Below are 15,597 nucleotides of genomic sequence, written 5' to 3' on the forward strand. Positions count from 1 at the left end.
TCACCTCTTCATTAGATTAAAAGTCTTGAATAAAAGCCGAAAAACTATGCGTTTGCCCTCTAACTCGAAACGTTTCGATTCATTTCGAAAAAAATATCGAACTTCTTCGAGCTGAATCTTCTCTAATTCGTGTGCAAACCCCCTGTAAAATGCTGTTTTGCTTGAAAGTTACCGCTTACATTTCCCTTTGATAGAATTGGAAGCCGTGTAGCTTCCATTTAGGATATTACAGTAAGTATTTAATTCGAAACGTTTCGTATTCACATTATAAACCCATCATTCCTGAAATTCAAGCTGTTTTGTTCTGCTTTTTTGGGAGAATATTGAGTGGAGTTTATGTTGTGGGTCTGGCTGCGCAGTTGTAAGAATTAATACCCCGAAGGAAAGGATTTGTAACAGGCCGGGGCTGAATGGAGTCTACCGGGAAATTAGTGGAACGTGGAACGAAAATAAAACCGCCCCCCGTTGTCAAGTATGTTCCGACAATGGGGGGGCGATTTATCTTACAGGATTTCCGCCTATTCCATAAGTTTCTTCAGTTCCGTCATGTCGACAATCATCATGTTGTATTGCTCATCTTCAAAAATGTTCAGATTAAGCTCCTTCACGTTTTTCAGTTTGGCGATTGGCACCTTAAACGTCAACAAGTTGGTTCCAGGTTCCAGCTTGTTGTTTAGGCGAAGGATCTCGGATTGCGGAGGAGTAAACAACAGCAAGGACCATTTCTTCTTACTCGTATACGAGATTGAAAATGAAAGATCGGTTCCTTTCTTGACCGCCGTAACCGAAGAGATCTTCAATTCTGCATTGCTGCTGATCAACGTAACCAGGTTGCCCTTAATCCGCGTCCCGTTGTCCAGAGCATCGTTCACGTTGCTGTTCCGGGTAGCGTCTCCGGCTTTTTGTGTATTTACTGGCGGACTATAAGGGGCGGTCTGGAAGCTCGAGACTTTCACTTCTTGCCCCCGATACCAATCATACCATTGCTGTAATACTTCCTGGAAAGGGACGCCCACTGTTTCTTCGACCAGTTCTTTTATTTTTTTTCCGTTTTCGGTGTACATACGATAGGCAAACTCTCTGCCCTTATCCTCGCTGTAATTACAATAGAGGAAAAAGATCAGACTTCCGGCTTGATTATAGGTGCTGTCCAATTCCTTTCCCTCTTCTAGTGACGTCGAATAGCTGTCCCAACGGATATCCGCTAGAGGCTTTTGCAGTGTAGAGGAAAGGCTGGCCGCTAGAATCCGTCGCCCTTGTTCTTTGGATTCGTAATTGTTGGCGTGCCCCTGAATTTCCTGTACCTCCGTATTGAACCAGTTCCCATATCCGAGGGATTTCAATTTATAGGTGGCCAAGTTATGGTTCAACTCGTGATAGATGGTTCCGACAGAGTCGCTTAATTTTTGCATAGTGCCGGGTGAATATACGACGCTCACACTATGGTAGTCCGGACTTTGTAGTGCGCCCGATGTTTTATTCTGAGGCTCGGGCGTCCTGTGGGCGGTAGCCCAATTGTCTTCATAGCTGTTCGTATAAAAAATTTTGATCCGTTCGCTATCTTGGGGGTAATAGTTCCACCAAGCGATGGCTTCATATATCGAGTCCACCTTCGCCTTCAACCCTTCGGGTTCTTTCCACCGGTCGGCTTCGTAATACACATCAAAGTAACGTGTCGAGAAAAAGCTCATTTTATGACCCACCTCCGGTACGTAAACCATGCCTTGGCTGTCCGGCTGAACCATAGACGGCTTCACATAGATCGCATGATGCGGATCCTTGGTATATAGATCGATCACGTTTTGAATCGTCTGGATATGGGCCTTAAGCGCCGATATCTGAATCCGGTCCGCTGTGTCGTTTGCTGCATCGATAGACTCCGAGCCTCTGAAGAACACATTGGGAACCCCCATTGTTTCAAAGAACGGATTATTGAAATTATAGAGCTCGGCCACGCCATTTTCTTCGTATAAAATTTTGCCTGATTCCTTTAAATAAGGAACAAGGGGACTCTGGTTTGTAGCCGTAGCATACATTTTCGGAAGCTGCTTACTACCTCCCAGATCGTATAGGTTGAAGAAGCCGATGATCTTTGCGGTGGAAACGGTATAATAATCCTTGATAAATTGCTGAATTCCATCCCGATTAGTTGTTTCGCTTCCGATAACCGCGAACAAGATGTTGGTTTCCGGCGGATGTTCCTTGTAATGCTTGGCCAAGGATAGCACTCCCGCTACACCGCTTGCATTCATACTAGCGGAACCGAAAACAGCTGTATTCGGGATGGAACCCAATCCATCGAGCGTCGCGCTAATGATCAAAGTCCGATGGGGGTCTTTACCGGGAATGAACCCTATAATATTTTGCGAATCGACTTTGGCGGTACGATTGATCGTCACGCTCATCTCAAACGGCTTCGCTATTTTATCTCCGGGCCTCAGTCCGGTTGTCTGAAATAGATTGTTCCGCACATACACGGATACGATCCCGCTTTCGCTTCCATTTAACGGCCGCTCAAAGGCCTCGATCGGGTATGTCTTCCTTGGCAGCATAAAAACCGCTTTAGCCCCTTCTTGTTTCAGTGCAACCATGCGATCCGCCACACCGAGAGAGTTGCCCGGTTTAACCTCTGCCTCCATCAGTACGGCCTGATCCTTTACGGATAACCCCGCTAGATCTTCAGGGTAACCATGGCCGACAAACACCAGCTCTTTACCCTTCACCGTTCCGGAGCTGCTCATTCCATGAGGCTTGAAGTCAGCCATGAGAGCCTGCTGCTTCCCGTCTATGGCTAATGTAGGCTTGCCGGAGAACGTGGCCAAGCTGGTTTGATACGGCATCAGATAATCCTTCCCAAAAGGCGCGATATCCAAATTTATAAATTGCTGTTTGATCAAATCTGCCGCCTTCGCGTATTCCGGTGAACCGGGGACCCGTCCTTTGTATGCGGAGCTGGCCAGTTCCTTGATCAGCGCCAATTCATCCAACGGTTGCTTCGCTGGAGCCGGATTAGCAACCACTGACGCATAAGGAACGCTTAAGCTAAGACACATGATAAAAGCTAAAAACGGGAGAAAATTAGACTTTTTAATTGTTAAATATTTTGATCTCATGTCGTCCTCCGATAATGAAATAATTGGAACATATCTTGAAGTATATAGTACTTTTGAACCGGAGGGTATAACTTGTTTGCTACAGATTATCCTTACAAGCTGATTGCCCGGTGGGGTTTGCTGTAATGACTGACGCCTCCGCCTCCCACGATGACTTTTCCGCCTTTATTAAATACAAGAAGCTTCCTGGAATTGTCGGCGAGAAGCACTTCCACCTTGGCCCGGTTTGCGGTAGCGATATAAATGACATACCCGCTCCTGGAAATGACCGTACGCCAGTTTCTATCAAATTCGGATCTCAACACACGGTTCGAATATACCTGGTTTTCCAGCCTGCCCGCTTGAGAGTTTTTCATCCCTATATCCCTCCTGTTTTCTGTACTTCCTACCAATCTATTCGATTGAGAAGCAACGGGTGAGGGTAGATGGAACCTATTTTAAAAGAATAGGGGTAAAGAGTGCCTAGCCCAAGAAAGCAATAGAGTTCTTAACTTTCCTTGCGAAATCAATCGGATTATCGATCGACTCCCAGTGGACATACATTAACCGCGGTTTCTCGAACAACCAGTGATTGTGAACCGCCGTTACTTTAATTCCGTTATTGCGGAGATTTGTCAGCAATCGATTGACCTGGTCCTGGAAGAGTGCCGTTTCCCCTAAACAGAGCGCGCGTCCTGAACTATCCAACGATTCAAACGAGAACAGTTGATAGCGAACCAAAGGAGATGTAGTTTTTCTTCCAAGAATGCTGGCATTTATTTTTCTGTTTCTGCTTACAAAACAAACCGGGCCTTTGGTGATTTCATGTTCCGTTCCGCCTAAAATCTTGGAGAATTGATTGCATAATCTTTTAAAACGAGGGCTTGCCTTCACTTGTTCCATCAGTCGGGTTCATCCTTTCAAGTCATAATTAAAATATGCTTCACTACCGGTCCGCATCAGCCCAGAAATGATATGGATTCTTTTGTTTTTCTGGCAAAAGTGACGGGATTCTCAATGGCTTCCCAGTGCATATACATTAAGCGCGGATTCTCGTTCAGCCAGTGATTATGAACAGCGGTTACCTTGATCCCCCGTTTGCGGAGATTCGAAATCAATCGATTAACCTGATTCTGATACACTGCCGTTTCACCCAAACAAAGGGCGCGACCCGACTTATCAAGAGACTCGAACGAAAACATTTGCATTTGAACCAAAGGGGATTGCGTTCTTCTTCTCAAAATCGTCTCGCTCAGATTCGTCATCCGCGTGACAAAACAGACCGGGCCTTCATCAATTTCGGACTCTCCCCCCAGGATTTTTCCGAATTGAGCGCACAGCCGTTTGAATTGCGGGCTTACCTTTGCCATGTAAATCCTCCTTTTATTGATTTCACAACATCCTATGACCAAGAGAAAAAAAGGAACAAGACAATGGCCCAACGGATCACAACAAATTAGGGCGAACAAAAAAACCACATCCTCTTGAGGATGTGGCTATACCGCATAAACGAAGCAAGACGCCCGCGAAGCTCGTCCGTACGTTTAAGTTAATCTTCTAATTTTCGAATATACCATGCATCGCATGCAAAGTGATCGGAACCGGCCAGTGGTGCATCCAACGGCTGAAAGCCGTGTTTTACATAAAAGCGGTTGGCCGCCTCCATTGTCTTAAGCGTCTCCAGATAGCAGGCGTTATAGTGCCGCTGTGCAAACAGGAGTGCCGTCTGCAGCAGTTCCGTCGCCGCCCCTGTTCCTCTGGCTTCCGGAAGCAGGTACATTTTCTGCAGCTCGCAAACTTTGTTCTCCGGAGAACCGAATTCGGCGATACCGCAGCCCCCAAGCATCTTGCCGCCGGCATCGAAGACAATCCAGTATTCCCGGCCGTCATGATTATAATAATCGGACAGATGGCTCAAGCTCTCGTCTTCCCAAGCCAATCCCTCGCGATTCCCGCCAAATTCGATCAGGCATTGCCGTATAATGACCTCGATCGTGCTGTTATCTTCCGCCTGAATGCTTCTTATCATCATAATGCTTGCCTCCAACCTCTAGCTTCCAGCTCTATAATAATCCTTCCCCAGGCGCCATATCAATAATGTACCGATCCTCGCGAGAATTCCGCGTTTTCTTTTAATTGAGCAATATCATGGCCCGTTGGATTTTGAAAGGCACGGAGTCCGAATGTCGGAGCCACCGCGAAAATGTGATCAAAAATATCCGCCTGTACCGATTCATACACTCCCCAATTAATATCATTGCTGAATGCGTAGACTTCCAACGGCAGTCCGTTATCTTCCGGAGCTAACTGTCTGACAATCAGCGTCATGTCCTTATTAATTTTGTGATGATTCCTCAAATATTGATGGATGTATTCTCGGAATACACCTATATTCGTAAGTTGTCTTCCGTTCACTTTGCTTTCCGTATTAATCTGGTGCTCCGTGTTGTATATGTTAATTTCATTTGTTTTTGTCGTGACATAATCGGTAAGATAGTGAATCTTCTTAAATTCCTCAATCATCTCCTCAGTGCAAAAGCTAATGCTGCTAGTATCGATAAATACGCTTCGCTTAATTCTTCTGCCGCCGGATAATTGCATACCTCTCCAATTTTTGAAAGAATCCGAGATCAGAGCGTAGCTTGGAATCATCGTAATGGTCTTGTCGAAATTCATGACCTTTACCGTGTTCAACGTAATGTCGATCACATCGCCGTTCGCATCATACTTCGGCATTTCAATCCAGTCTCCGACGCGCACCATATCATTCGAGGATAATTGAACGCCGGCCACCAGACCTAAAATGGAGTCCTTAAAAATTAGCATCAGAACAGCCGATAAAGCACCAAGGCCGCTGAGAATAATCAAGGGATTTTGGCCAATGAGATTCGCAATGACCACAATGCCCCCGATGATAAATAGAACGATCTTCGCCACCTGGATATATCCCTTAATCGGCCTGATCTTGGAAACCTCAAACGAACGATAAATGGCGTCAAAAGCATTGAGCAGTGCATTAAATACCATAATAGTTACGATAATTACGTACGTTAGTGCAGCCTTCTCAATCAAAGCTTGATAGGACGGAAAGATCGACGCGGAATAATAGATGATGATCGCCGGCACGAGATGCGACAGCTTATGGAACACTTTGTTCTCCAGAATGATATTATCCCATGTAAACCTGTTGCTGCGGATGATATAACTGCTGGTCTTTAATACGATTTTTTTGGTTATATAATTGGCAAGTATGGAGACCACAGCGATAAAAACAACCATGATCATATTTGAAAAATAAACTATGGCTTGGTCGCTCATGCCGTATCCGTCTAGTTGATGTTTGATAAAGTCCATTACTTCCTCCTGACCCGATTTATAATAGCCTATTATTATAAATTAGATCCTAGTACGAAGCAAAAAGAATCACATTCCAATTTCTCTCATTAGCTACCGGCAGATAAGTTTATCTGTTTTCGGATTTCAATTTATCAATATATTGTTTGCCTTCTAACAAAGAAAGGCCTAAAGTTTCCCTTGCCTTTTTAACGGCTTTAACGTCTTCGCCCTTCTGGATTAACTTGCGCAGCTCATCGTTTATTGGATTTTCCGGTAGTCCCGTTTGTCGGGTTAACCGGTCTATGGTATGTTGCATTCCTTTTATCCGGCCTTCCAATTTCCCCACCTTAGTCCATAAATTAATTATTGCAAGAAGAGATATAACTATAAGAAGGTATTCCACGTATTGCATGGATCCACTCACTCTCCCTCTATACTTAATTAGTTCCTTCCCTCATGCCTTCCGAACGGAAGGCGAGTAAAATACGTCACTATGCATGTGTTGAATTTTGTCCCAGTTGCCGGGATTGGACGTATCTGGAGAGCGGTGCTCCAGAATGGCCTGATATAGGGCGGTTTTTTGTTCCAAATGGTCGATGTGCCGTTTGGCTTCCTCGAGCTTAACGAGCGCCGCTTCTTTATGCTCCATCATGAGCGTATAGCGTTGCGGAATGGTCGAATCGCCTTCAAGACAAAGGTCGATGTACGTTTTGATAACTTCAATCGGCATCCCGGATTGCTTGAGACATTTGACGCCAAACAGCCAGTTGATCGATTCCTCGTCGAACATCCGAATGTTGTTTTGATTGCGCTGCACGCTCGGCACCAGACCTTTATCCGTGTAAAAGCGTACAGCATGCTCGGTGAGTCCCGTGATCAGAGCGGCTTCTTTAACCGTATGCATGTGAAACCTCCTTGAAAAAACATTTTTGGAAGCGGCTTGACTTCGTGTAACACGAAGGCTCTAGGCTTATTGTAATGCAAACCGGCCGTAAGCGAAATCCTCACACGGTGTCCGACACCAAGGATTCGCGGCCGTTGCAACTCAACAATTAAAGAAATGGGAGGAATTACAATGCAAACCGTAACACTAAACAACGGTGTGAAAATGCCGATCCTCGGCTTCGGAGTATACCAAGTTCCAGATGCTGAAGAATGCGAGAACGCGGTATATGAAGCGCTGATGGCCGGTTACCGCCTGATCGACACCGCCTCAGGTTATTTGAATGAGGAAGCGGTCGGACGTGCGATCAAAGGCAGCGGTATACCGCGCGAGGAGCTGTTCATCACGACCAAACTCTGGGTTCAGGATGCAAGCTACGAGAGTGCCAAGGTGGCGTTTGCCAAATCCTTAAGGAAGCTGAATCTCGACTATCTCGATCTATATCTGATTCACCAGCCGTTCGGCGATTACTACGGCGCTTGGCGCGCGATGGAAGACCTATACCGCGAGGGCAAAATTAAGGCGATCGGTGTCAGCAACTTCCTGCCCGACCGTCTAATGGATCTCATCGTGCATAACGAAATCGTACCCGCCATCAACCAGGTGGAAACACATCCGTTCTATCAACAGATCGAGAGCGCCGCTTTTATGAAAGAGCAGGGAGTGCAGCACCAGTCCTGGGCACCGTTCGCCGAAGGACTTAACAATTTGTTTGGCAACGAAGTGCTGTCTATGATCGCATTGAAATACAACAAGTCCGTCGCTCAAGTCGTGTTGCGTTGGCTTATTCAGAGAGATATCGTTGCCATTCCAAAATCCGTACGCAAAGAGCGTATACTCGAAAACTTCGATATTTTCAATTTCGAGCTACGCCAAGAGGATATGGAGCAAATTACTGCCCTTGATACGGGGAAAAGCCTTTTCATATCGTACCACGATCCAGAACTCGCCAAGAAGATGGGTAACTGGAAGTTTGATTACTAGGAACAAACCGTAAACGTATCACGGCATCCTCCTCATCTACGAAGAGAAGACAGGGCGGGCCCGCCCTGTCTTCTCTTTACTTAATTCGCATGGAAGCAAACAACCCTTAAGGGCATTATCAGATTCCGATTTCCCTCATCTTCACCGTTACTTTCTCGATTCTGTCATCCGGATTACTACCGTCAAACTTTGGAAGCGTCAGCTCGCTTGCGATAGTTCCATCGTTCATAAATAGGATGCGTTCCGCCCGTGCGGCAACTTTGGCGTCATGGGTAACCAGCATCACCGCGGTCCCCTCCGCATTGATCTCGGAAAACAGGTCCATGATTTCCTGCGCGGTTTGTGAGTTGAGCGCCCCAGTAGGCTCGTCGCCGAATATAACTTTCGGGCTGTTCATCAGCGCCCGGCAGATTCCCGCACGCTGAAGCTGACCTCCCGAGACCTGGGTAATGTCGCGCTTTTCAAGCTCCGCGATTCCAACTCTTTTCATCAGCGCTCTTGCTGTTTCCGTCATTTTGGCGCCATTTTTACGGTTCCCCCGCATGGACGGAAGAATGATGTTGTCGAGGATATTCAGGTTCTTCAGCATCGTCGGCTGCTGGAACACGAATCCCATCTTACTTCTGCGTAAATCCGACAACTCCGTCTCCCCGATCTCCGAAATATCCTTGCCGTCAACCATAACTTTGCCGCCATCAATGCCATCCGTCCCGCTTAGCGCAAATAGCAGCGTTGATTTCCCCGAACCCGATGGTCCCATCACCGCGACGAATTCGCCTTCGTTAATGTAGGCGGACACACCGCCCAGAACTCGGCGCTTCTCCTCGCCCTCCCCGAAGGATTTAACGATCTGATCCCCGATAATGATCTTCTTCATAGTCCCTACCCCTTTATATTTTCGGAAATTTTGATTTGTCCCGCGCCCGATGTGCCGATCAAAGTTGCAATCAGCACCGAGCCGATCATCATTAACGGACTAAGCAGATACGCTGAGAACGGATTGACCGTAAATTGAAATGTCGACGCTCCAAAAGAGGAGATTACCGCGCCCGCAAGCCTCTCGCCGAGCGTGTTGGCCAGAAGCGTACCGAGAACAATTCCGACGATCAGAACGAACGCCGAACGGGAAACGTACTGTGCCTGAATATCCGCCTTCGTGAAACCGAACGCCTTCATGACGCTAATGGAATATCTGTCTTTTGCGACAAGCAGCTTCATGAACAACAGCGTAACCAACACCATGATTACCAGTGCCACAACAATTGCGGATTTTGAGGCCTTTCCGACAGAGCTCATCGTCGAGCCGAAGGTCTGTGCAACAAATTCATCGATGTCCGACACCTTCGCATAACTGAACCGGTCAGCATATTCCGCAACCTTACCGCCGATCAGAGCGGGGTCCGTAAGCTCCGCACAGATCACATACCACATCACATCCGCCGACTGATCGGTAAAAACAGCCTTTGCGGTCTTGCCTCCGTTGGTAATGTCGGAGTAAATGCCGCTTACCGTCAGGTTTTTGTCCTGCCCCCCAACCACCAGGGTGATGATCTCGCCGACCTTTGTTCCCAGTTCGTTGGCGTTCAGGGCTGAAAGAGCAATTTCGTCTGCCGCTGTAGGCGCCCGGCCCTCGGAATATTTGACGGGAAATATGGAGTGGTCGCCGAGCTCAACTTTTATCCGTTCTTCCGAGCCGTCCTTCGTCTTGGCCTGGAATGTTTTCGTGGCAAGCACGACATAATGTAAAATGTCCCTGTCGTCGTTCAACGTTTGTGCAATTTCAGCCGCCTTTTCGGTAATCCGATCGGTCTGCTGAAGGTCCATTCGCATTTCGGCATCGCCTATCCCCATATACTGAGAGAAGCCCTTCGAGGAAATCGTGTTATGTAAATTTTGCGGAACAATTATGATAAATGCCGAAATCATCAGTACTGCAAGCATAGTGGCGTAGAGCTTTTTCCTTGCGAGAACATCCTTCACGCCGAGAAAAATATTCGTGCTGAGCAGCCTGTTTCCGCTCAAGCTAAAACGCTTTGCTCCCGCTGCTTTTTCCTGGGAAGTGCCAAAACGGATCGCTTCGGCCGGAGATATTCTCCGGAAGCGTCTCAGCACCCCGCTTACATAGCCTATGATGGCAAGAAATACCACCAGGATACCGATGATTCCGAAGGCTCCCGCCCAGGAAGAATGCTCGCTTTCCCCCATATAAAGCCGTATATTTTCAAGAAGCATGCCTTTGAATACGAAAGAGAGCCCGAACCCTAGAATGCTGCCAGCAGCCGCAACAGCCGCATATTTAGCGAGATAAATCTTCTTGATGTCCGAAATGCGCAGTCCGATGGCCTTCATGACCCCGATTTCACGATAATCGTCTTCGATTTTGGCAAGCAGCGTAAATCGAATGCACATTAAAGCAATGGCAACGACAAGCAAGCTGACAAGCAGAATTACTCCAATCATCATGCCGTCGGAAATGGCGTTGATCATTTTGAACAAGGGGTATGTAATTGTTGGTCCGTTCGCTTCAAGTCCTGCGGAGGCATAAGCGGTTTCGAAGGCGCCGAGCGCCGACAAATCCTTTAATCTGAACTCGATCAGATACTCCGTACTTCCCAGGTCTTTCATTTCCGCATAATCCTTGCTGCTTACAAGAAATCTCTTTGAAGAGGAAAGCGTGGAGTTCATCTGCGAATCGCGGAGAAATCCCGCCACGGTAAATTCCTTTCCGCTGATGACGGCCTGGTCGCCGACCTTTGTGCTGTTGTCCTTCATATAACTTAACGGCACATACAGCCCACCATCGGATACGTGGATGACGTTTCCGTTCAGATCAAGGAGATAGTCAAACTTTTCACTCTGGACGCTGAATCCGTTATCCTGAACACTATCCGCAAGCGAAGTATCGCCTAATCTGATCTGCGCACCGTCCATATTGAGAAATTCCAGCACCTGAAATTCATCGACATTCCCGTTCCGCTCCGCAAACTCCGCTAGGCGGCCAGTATCGATATCCCCCGTATGCATCTGCATAAAATGCGGCGTTTCCGCCTTCATCATCAACGTATTTATCGCACCTGAGAGATTTACGACGAGGATCACCGCCAGAGATACCAGCATTGCCGCCGCAGCCACAAATATCATCGTTGTCAACGTGATCAGCTTACTCCTGGCTATGTCATTGCGAATTAATCTGTAATACATGAGCCACCTCCGAATTCCAACTTTCTAACCCCCAAACATCCTCATGACGTCCATCAAACTTCCACTTTCGGCACCAAGCAGCCTTTCAACGTTGCATACAAAAGCCAGTATTCGCGATCCGCGCTCCTCCTCTGTCATAGGGACCATGTCATCATCAAATACCGTATTCGCATAGATCACGACCATTTCCATACATTCGTACGGGAACGGGGTGTTGAAAATTCCCTGCTCGATCCCCTCGCGGATGATTCCCGTAAGAATCGGCGTTACTCCAGTAATGATGCTCTTCTGGATTTTCTGGTGCATCAGCGCATTCTGCGGTTTATGAATATGCTCCATAATCTCCTTGCTGCTGCTTCCGCCATGGCTGATGTTCATAGCCATTACGGTGCGAATCACACGCTCGACGACGGGAATGCTCGTATCGGCGGCAACTGCCTGCGCCGCTCCTAAAATGTTGATATTATAGCGCTCAATCAGCGCGTCCATAATATCCTCCTTCGACTTGAAGTGATGATACAGAGTTCCCCTCGCAATGCCGACCTTGTCGAGCAGATCGTTAGTGCTTGTGCCATCAAAGCCCTTCTGTCCGAAAAGCTCATCCGCCGCATCCAGGATTTCATTTCTGCGCTCTTCCGCCTCTTTTTTAATTCTCATTTATCTGGTGCCTCCTTCATTACCGACCGACTGTCTGTCGGTTAGATATTAACAACGATGGTTTGGGATGTCAAGGGGGTGGAGGGTGGTTTTTCCAATTCAAATTATAATAAAAGAAGCGATCTCTTACCCCTGTAAGAGATCGCTCCTCTGATATTTCCGGCACGCTTATGAATAACCTTCGGGCCCTATTTCATCCAGGCTTGGTCAGCAAGCTCCAACAGCTCGCTCACCGTCAAGAACCGATACCCTTCGGCAGCAAGCTCTTCCAGCAAAACTTGTACAGCTTCAATCGTCTGGGCCCGTTCGCCATACCCGTCATGGAACATAAAAATGCTGCCATTCTCGATCGTCGGCCTCGTGTGATCCAAAATAAACTCTACTCCGGGTTGTTCCCAATCCTTCGCCCCGCCGTTGACGGTGCCGATCGAGGTGTATCCAAACTCTGCGGCAAGTGAAAGAATGTCCTCATTCACGCCAAAATATGGAGGTCTAAAACTCAATACAGGTTTTCCTGTAATCTGACGAATTCTTTCATCCGCCTGCTGAATTTCAGTCCTCGCTTCCTCCAGCGTCAGTCTGGTCAAATCAGGGTGCGAGTAAGTATGATTGGCAATCTCATGGCCGGCTTGATGAACTTCCGCCGCAATGTCTTCGAACGCATCGATTTCCTGACCGATCATAAAAAATGTCGCTTTCCCATTCGCCTTGCGAAAAATATCCAGCAACTGCCGAGTATACAAGGGATGCGGCCCGTCGTCGAATGTAAAAGCGACAGCCTTGTCCCGGGTTGAAACTCTATGAACCAGCGATAGTGTGGTCATTAGGCTACTCCTTTCGATTCATCATGAATCGTCATTAACCTATTTTACGAACCGTGGGTTTATAATCCAGAATTTGCTCGATTTCAGTTAATATTTCTTCCGAAAGTTCAAATCCGCTTGCAGCAATATTGTTTTCTATCTGTTCCGGTCTTGAAGCACCGGTGATCAGACTGCTGATTTGAGGTTTTCTAAGACACCATGCCAGTGCAAGTACGGAAAGGTTTGTACCCAATCCTTCCGCTACTTGAATTAATCTTTCCACCTTATCCAAATGATCCTCGGTAAGGAGATTGTTAATTTGCCTGTCCGCCTGATGCGTTGCCCGGGAACCCTCGGGGATGACCTGACCTTTCCGGTATTTGCCGGTAAGAAGCCCTTGTGACAGCGGACTGAACGGAACGATTCCCAATCCATGCTTCTGGCAGATCCCCATGATTTCGTCCTCAATATATCTGTCCATCATATTATATTGCGGCTGTATGACCGACATGGGGCGAAGCCCCATCTCCTTGATAAGATACAATGCTTCCGTAAGTTGTACGGGCGTCCATTCGCTTACGCCGTAATACAGCACCTTCCCTTGCGCGACTAAATCACTCATGGCTTGCAGAGTTTCTTCCAAAGGGGTGCTCTCATCATACCGATGACAAAAATACAGATCTAAATAGTCCACTTGGAGATTTGTAAGAGACTTGTCTATTTGTTCGATGATGTGCTTCCTGGACAGTCCTCTGTCGTTGACTCCGTTGCCGGTCGGAAAGAACACTTTACTTGAAACTGCAAAGGAGCTCCGTTCGAATTCCTTTAATATATTTCCGAGAAAAATTTCTGCTTGTCCGCCGCTATACGCATCTGCGCAGTCAAAAAAATTAACACCAAGATCATAAGCGCGTCTAATGCTCTTCTTCGCCGTGTCCACGGCTTCCGGAGTTTGAACATCAGTCATCCAGCTTCCCAGAGCAATTTCACTCACTTTTAGTCCCCACTTGCCAAGGCTTCGGTATTTCACAGCAACAACACCCCCCTATTCATGTCAAAAAATCCAATTATGAGTGTAGCGTCAGAACAACCACGGACATCGGTGGCAGCGTTGCCGACAATTCGTCAGCGCTTAGGTTCGTGACACCGTTGAACGCATGCGGCTTCACGGTCTCCGGTTGATCGAATGTGTTATGAGCATTCATATCTTCGTGAGTCAGCACCCGGGCGCTGACATTCAATTCTCCGCCCAATCCGCGCAACCGCAGAGATACGTCCGCCTGGCGGTGCGGGTCGACGTTGCACAGGCTGATGTCGATCGTTCCGTCCGGCCGCTTCGATGCCGAAGCGCTCACCTGAGGAATCGATTCGCTGCCCACTTGGTAATCGCCCGTCTCAAGATGAAGCGCAAGCGCCTCCGCATCTTGGTGCACCTTGAACATCTCAAACACGTGATACGTCGGCGTCAGCAGCATTTTGTCGCCTTCCGTTAAAATCATCGCCTGCAGCACATTGACGGTTTGGGCAATGTTCGCCATATGGACGCGATCACAATGACGATGGAACACGTGGAAATGCAGACCTGCAACAAGCGCATCCCGCAGGGAGTTCTGCTGATACAAGAAGCCCGGATTCGTACCCGGCTCCACCTGGAACCAGGTTCCCCACTCGTCGACGATTAGGCCGACCCGTTTCTTCGGATCGTATTGGTCCATGATCGCCGAATGTCGCACAATGAGTTCGTCCATATGGAGCGCTAACTGCATCGTCTCGAACCATTCCGCTTCATCGAATCCCAGCGCCGGACGTTTAACTTCAAATCCACCCGGTACCGTATAGTTATGCAGACTGAGGCCATCCATATGCCCGCCGGCTTCACGCATCAGCGTCTCCGTCCAGTGGTAGTCGTCGACGTTGGCTCCGCCGGCAATTTTATAAACGCGATTCTCGCCATAATTCCGGACATACGTCTGGAACCGGCGGTATTCGTCCGCGTAATACTCCGCCCGCATGTTGCCGCCGCAACCCCAGTTCTCATTTCCTACCCCGAAATATTTCAGCTTCCAGGGCTTCTCCCGGCCGTTCGCCTTCCGCCAGTCCGCCATCGGTGATTCACCGTCAAAGGTCATGTACTCGACCCATTCCTGCATCTCTTGAACCGTACCGCTGCCGACATTCCCGCAGATATACGGCTCTGTATCCAGCAGCTCGCACAGATCGAAAAACTCATGCGTGCCAAAGTGGTTGTTCTCCACGACGCCGCCCCAGTTTGTATTGACCATGCGTTTGCGCTGTTCCCTCGGGCCGACGCCGTCCTTCCAGTGATACTCATCGGCAAAGCACCCGCCCGGCCAGCGAAGCACCGGTATGCTGAGGTTGCGCAAAGCCTCCAGAACATCGTTCCGGATACCGCGGGTATTCGGGATCGGTGAGTCTTCGCCCACCCAGATGCCTTCGTAGATGCAGCGGCCGAGATGCTCGGCGAAATGCCCGTAAATATGACGGCTGATCGTACCCGAAGTCTGATCGGTATTGACCGTAATCGTTGCTTTCATCTTAATAACTCCCTTCTAGTCTTTCT

The 15,597-nt window shown here is 48.0% G+C and carries 15 protein-coding genes; 1 reads left to right on the forward strand and 14 read right to left on the reverse strand.

Annotation, left to right across the window (positions count from 1 at the left end; translation table 11 throughout):
- Nucleotides 1–518: 518 nt before the first annotated feature.
- The 8 genes from KB559_RS13685 to KB559_RS13720 form a co-directional block, all read right to left on the reverse strand.
- The gene (locus KB559_RS13685) at nucleotides 519–3,053 is read right to left on the reverse strand and encodes a M28 family peptidase (RefSeq protein WP_211022484.1); all 2,535 of its coding nucleotides are present in this window, start codon (nucleotides 3,051–3,053) and stop codon (nucleotides 519–521) included.
- A gap of 152 nt (nucleotides 3,054–3,205) precedes the next feature.
- The gene (locus KB559_RS13690; RefSeq protein ID WP_211022485.1) at nucleotides 3,206–3,469 is read right to left on the reverse strand and encodes a hypothetical protein; all 264 of its coding nucleotides are present in this window, start codon (nucleotides 3,467–3,469) and stop codon (nucleotides 3,206–3,208) included.
- Nucleotides 3,470–3,575: 106 nt separating this feature from the next.
- Nucleotides 3,576–3,995, reverse strand: a complete 420-nt coding sequence (locus KB559_RS13695; protein ID WP_211022486.1) for a DUF1259 domain-containing protein — start codon at nucleotides 3,993–3,995, stop codon at nucleotides 3,576–3,578.
- A gap of 56 nt (nucleotides 3,996–4,051) precedes the next feature.
- Nucleotides 4,052–4,462 (reverse strand): DUF1259 domain-containing protein, encoded by a 411-nt coding sequence (locus KB559_RS13700; protein WP_211022487.1) that lies wholly within the window; start codon nucleotides 4,460–4,462, stop codon nucleotides 4,052–4,054.
- A 179-nt stretch (nucleotides 4,463–4,641) separates the two neighbouring features.
- Nucleotides 4,642–5,124: a GNAT family N-acetyltransferase gene (locus KB559_RS13705; protein WP_211022488.1), complete on the reverse strand. Its 483-nt coding sequence runs from the start codon at nucleotides 5,122–5,124 to the stop codon at nucleotides 4,642–4,644.
- 59 nt (nucleotides 5,125–5,183) lie between these two features.
- Entirely contained in the window at nucleotides 5,184–6,446 is a 1,263-nt protein-coding gene (locus KB559_RS13710; RefSeq protein WP_211022489.1) for a mechanosensitive ion channel family protein, read from the reverse strand.
- A gap of 109 nt (nucleotides 6,447–6,555) precedes the next feature.
- Nucleotides 6,556–6,840 (reverse strand): hypothetical protein, encoded by a 285-nt coding sequence (locus KB559_RS13715; RefSeq protein ID WP_247681794.1) that lies wholly within the window; start codon nucleotides 6,838–6,840, stop codon nucleotides 6,556–6,558.
- 42 nt (nucleotides 6,841–6,882) lie between these two features.
- On the reverse strand, nucleotides 6,883–7,332 hold the full coding sequence (locus tag KB559_RS13720; RefSeq protein WP_211022490.1) for a MerR family transcriptional regulator: 450 nt from the start codon (nucleotides 7,330–7,332) through the stop codon (nucleotides 6,883–6,885).
- A 171-nt stretch (nucleotides 7,333–7,503) separates the two neighbouring features.
- On the opposite strand from KB559_RS13720, the gene KB559_RS13725 reads away from it, so the two are divergent.
- Nucleotides 7,504–8,355 (forward strand): aldo/keto reductase, encoded by an 852-nt coding sequence (locus KB559_RS13725; protein WP_211022491.1) that lies wholly within the window; start codon nucleotides 7,504–7,506, stop codon nucleotides 8,353–8,355.
- A gap of 118 nt (nucleotides 8,356–8,473) precedes the next feature.
- Here the strand turns inward: KB559_RS13725 and KB559_RS13730 are convergent, their stop codons facing one another.
- The 6 genes from KB559_RS13730 to KB559_RS13755 form a co-directional block, all read right to left on the reverse strand.
- The gene (locus KB559_RS13730; RefSeq protein WP_211022492.1) at nucleotides 8,474–9,232 is read right to left on the reverse strand and encodes an ABC transporter ATP-binding protein; all 759 of its coding nucleotides are present in this window, start codon (nucleotides 9,230–9,232) and stop codon (nucleotides 8,474–8,476) included.
- A 5-nt stretch (nucleotides 9,233–9,237) separates the two neighbouring features.
- Entirely contained in the window at nucleotides 9,238–11,556 is a 2,319-nt protein-coding gene (locus KB559_RS13735; RefSeq protein WP_211022493.1) for an ABC transporter permease, read from the reverse strand.
- Between the two features lie 24 nt (nucleotides 11,557–11,580).
- Nucleotides 11,581–12,213, reverse strand: a complete 633-nt coding sequence (locus tag KB559_RS13740; protein WP_211022494.1) for a TetR/AcrR family transcriptional regulator — start codon at nucleotides 12,211–12,213, stop codon at nucleotides 11,581–11,583.
- A 188-nt stretch (nucleotides 12,214–12,401) separates the two neighbouring features.
- On the reverse strand, nucleotides 12,402–13,037 hold the full coding sequence (locus KB559_RS13745) for a polysaccharide deacetylase family protein (protein WP_211022495.1): 636 nt from the start codon (nucleotides 13,035–13,037) through the stop codon (nucleotides 12,402–12,404).
- A gap of 34 nt (nucleotides 13,038–13,071) precedes the next feature.
- Nucleotides 13,072–14,046, reverse strand: a complete 975-nt coding sequence (locus tag KB559_RS13750) for an aldo/keto reductase family protein (protein ID WP_211022496.1) — start codon at nucleotides 14,044–14,046, stop codon at nucleotides 13,072–13,074.
- A 37-nt stretch (nucleotides 14,047–14,083) separates the two neighbouring features.
- Nucleotides 14,084–15,571 carry an alpha-N-arabinofuranosidase gene (locus KB559_RS13755; protein ID WP_211022497.1) on the reverse strand — a complete coding sequence of 496 codons (1,488 nt, stop codon included), beginning with the start codon at nucleotides 15,569–15,571 and terminating at the stop codon, nucleotides 14,084–14,086.
- Nucleotides 15,572–15,597: the final 26 nt, after the last annotated feature.

Origin of the sequence: Paenibacillus sp. Marseille-P2973 (assembly GCF_018101095.1) — a bacterium.
Classification (GTDB): Bacteria; Bacillota; Bacilli; order Paenibacillales; family Paenibacillaceae; genus Fontibacillus; species Fontibacillus vini.